Consider the following 3,390-nt stretch of genomic DNA (forward strand, 5'->3'; position numbering starts at 1 on the left):
GGCGCAGCAAGAGCACTGTTCGTATTTTGAGCTGGCAGAAACTGTTGTTTTAGCAAAGCATCCACTGACGTATATTTCCACTCCTCATCACGGCGAGTTGGAAAGCCTCTACGGCCTAATTTATCCAGTGCTTTTGATTGCAGTTGGGCAAGCCAGGGAATTGTTGACTTGCCGGCTTTAGCCTGCTGTTGATAAAAATCCAGAATCTCGTTCATAACTGCTCCGTTTCCTCAAGCCAGCTATAACCCTTTTTCTCCAACTCAAGTGCTAAAGATTTATCACCGGACATAATAATACGCCCATTAACTAAAACATGAATAAAGTCAGGTTCAATATAATCCAGTAAGCGCTGGTAATGCGTCACTAAAATAATAGAACGCTCAGGAGAACGCATGGCATTAACGCCTTGTGAAATAATCCGCAGAGCATCAATATCCAGGCCAGAATCCGTTTCATCAAGAACAGCCAGTTTTGGCTCTAATGCCGCCATTTGCAGGATTTCGTTACGTTTCTTCTCACCACCAGAAAAGCCTTCATTAATACTGCGATACAAGAAGCTTTCATCCATATCCAGTAGCTGGCATTTTTCACGAATAAAACTTAAAAACTCAATAGCATCAAGCGTGTTTCTTCCCTGTCCCTTACGAACAGCATTCACCGAGGCCTTGAGAAAATTAATATTGGTTACTCCAGGAATTTCAACTGGATATTGAAAGGACATGAAAATACCCGCCTGAGCGCGCTCTTCCGGAGCCAAGGGTAATAAATCCTGCCCTTGATAAATCACTTCACCACTGGTGACTTCATAAGAAGGATGCCCAGCCAGCACTTTAGACAAAGTACTCTTGCCTGAGCCATTAGGTCCCATGATGGCATGTACTTCACCTGCATTGACCTGCAGATTAATGCCTTTTAAAATGGATTGCGCATTAATTGCGACATTTAATTCATTGATTTTTAACATATTAACCTACTGCCCCTTCTAAACTTATTCCTAACAATTTAGTGGCTTCCACTGCAAACTCCATTGGTAATTCTTTTAATACCTGTTTGCAAAAACCGTTTACAATCATCGATACTGCATCTTCAGTGTCTATACCACGTTGTTGGCAATAGAATAATTGTTCCTCACTGATTTTTGATGTAGTTGCTTCGTGCTCTACTTGAGCTGTCGGATTCTTCACTTCAATATAAGGGAAGGTATGCGCTGAACACTCGCTTCCCATCAGCATCGAATCACACTGAGTGTAATTTCGTGCATTAGTCGCTGTGGGTGCAATACGAACCAGGCCACGATAAGCATTATGAGCACGACCGGCACTAATACCTTTTGAAATGATAGTGGAACGAGTATTTTTTCCGATATGGATCATCTTGGTACCCGTATCTGCCTGCTGGCAATTATTAGTTAACGCCACGGAATAAAACTCACCCACAGAATCATCGCCCTGAAGAATGACACTAGGATATTTCCAGGTGATAGCAGACCCTGTTTCAATTTGCGTCCAGGAAATTTTAGAACGCTTACCACGACACGCACCACGTTTGGTTACAAAATTATAAATACCGCCTTTTCCGTCTTTGTCACCAGGGTACCAGTTTTGCACGGTCGAATATTTAATTTGAGCACCATCTAAGGCCACCAGTTCAACGACTGCTGCGTGTAATTGATTTTCATCACGCATGGGTGCAGTGCATCCTTCAAGATAGGAGACGTAACTGTCGTCATCAGCGACGATCAGAGTCCGCTCAAATTGACCGGTTGAAGCTGCATTGATACGAAAATAGGTGGATAATTCCATGGGGCATCGCACGCCTTTGGGGATATAAACAAAGGAACCATCACTAAAAACAGCAGAGTTTAACGCAGCATAGAAGTTATCGCGATAAGAAACAACTGACCCCAAATACTTCATTAATAATTCAGGATGCTCATGCACCGCTTCTGAAAAAGGACAAAAAATGACGCCCTTTTCTGCCAGCTTGGCCTTAAACGTTGTTGCCACTGAGACGCTATCAAAAACCGCATCAACGGCAACTCCTGCCAGCATTTCCTGCTCTCTTAACGGAATGCCCAGTTTTTCATAAGTTCTTAATAACTCAGGATCAACCTCGTCCAGGCTTTTTGGTGCGTCTTTTTTATTCTTTGGTGCTGAATAATAAGAAATGGCGTTATAGTCCACTGGAGGATAATGCACGCTGGACCACTCAGGATGAGGCAGAGTAAGCCAATGTCTGTATGCTTTCAGACGCCACTCCAGTAAAAATTCAGGCTCACCCTTGATTGCCGACAAACGACGGATCACATCCTCATTCAAACCCGGAGGAAAAGTATCCACTTCAATGTCGGTTATAAAACCATGTTGATAGTCTCTGTCGAGCAGAGAATTAATTTGCTCACTGCTTTTAGCCACGATTTACTCCACTTGCTAATTGCCGAACTCGCTCAACATCCTGTGTATGAAGAGTTGGTTTTGCCAATGCTTCCAAACTGACACTATCCAGGGCAGTTTCTATGGCACGGCTGATTAATCGCCAATTACCCTGAATGGTACATACTCCTTGCAAAGAACAATCATTAGGTTGCAAACTGCACTCAGTAAAACCACGATGTTCTTCTAATGCATAAATAATTTGAGATACTGATATTTCAGTAGCCGGTCGTTGCAATCGGTACCCACCAGTCACTCCTCGTACTGAAGTGAGCAAGCCTGCCCCGGTTAAACGTTTTAAAATTTTACTGACTGTCGGCACCGCTAAATGAGTATGCAACGCAATATCACGGGCATTACATAATTCTTGGGCATGCTTGGCAAGATACACCATAACAACTGTTCCATAATCAGCCAATTTGCTGATGCGCAGCATAACACCCCCAAGCCAAATAATCTAGTACCAAATAGGTCTTAATTAAGAATAAACCCAGTCCGGAGTTTATTTTATTTCGGTTCCTATAGTATAAATATAGTACTAAAATGGTTCTATATATAGCAAAAGGCGAATGGTACCTTATTATGAGGAAAATATCCAATCAAAATGTTAAATATAGAGCACCTGAGAGGTTAGATGAAACTTAATAGACCAGCATTTTTATCAAATCGATAATCATTACGTTGAGCAACCGTTATTGGTAGTTTATGTTGCATTGTTCAAATTTATACAAAAATAAAATGAAAAAAAATTATTATTTATTGTATAATATTGATCCATTTTTAGGACTGGAACAGAAGTCATTAACAAGGACCTCTTGCAAGAAGAAAAATCAGTCAGAGACATTGCTAAAATACTTTTAATGTACACAAAGCAACAATCCACCGTTTGCAAGATGTGTAGCAGGAATAATTTTAACAAGGTAATTTATGATGCATTTAAAAAAAGAACTGCGATTAG

The 3,390-nt window shown here is 41.2% G+C and carries 3 protein-coding genes and 1 pseudogene; all 4 read right to left on the reverse strand.

The window, feature by feature from the left end; genetic code table 11:
* A pseudogene (locus tag Q0495_RS00020) lies at positions 1 to 215 on the reverse strand (Fe-S cluster assembly protein SufD); the annotation flags it as partial.
* Entirely contained in the window at positions 212 to 964 is a 753-nt protein-coding gene (gene sufC / locus Q0495_RS00025) for a Fe-S cluster assembly ATPase SufC (protein WP_298621809.1), read from the reverse strand. The gene sufC and the pseudogene Q0495_RS00020, both read right to left, overlap by 4 nt.
* Position 965: 1 nt before the next feature.
* Entirely contained in the window at positions 966 to 2,414 is a 1,449-nt protein-coding gene (sufB, locus tag Q0495_RS00030; RefSeq protein WP_298621812.1) for a Fe-S cluster assembly protein SufB, read from the reverse strand.
* Positions 2,407 to 2,868 carry an SUF system Fe-S cluster assembly regulator gene (locus Q0495_RS00035; protein ID WP_298621814.1) on the reverse strand — a complete coding sequence of 154 codons (462 nt, stop codon included), beginning with the start codon at positions 2,866 to 2,868 and terminating at the stop codon, positions 2,407 to 2,409. The genes sufB and Q0495_RS00035 overlap by 8 nt, the downstream gene beginning before the upstream one ends.
* Between the last annotated feature and the right edge of the window lie 522 nt (positions 2,869 to 3,390).

Origin of the sequence: uncultured Legionella sp., from assembly GCF_937871865.1 — a bacterium.
Lineage (GTDB): Bacteria > Pseudomonadota > Gammaproteobacteria > Legionellales > Legionellaceae > Legionella.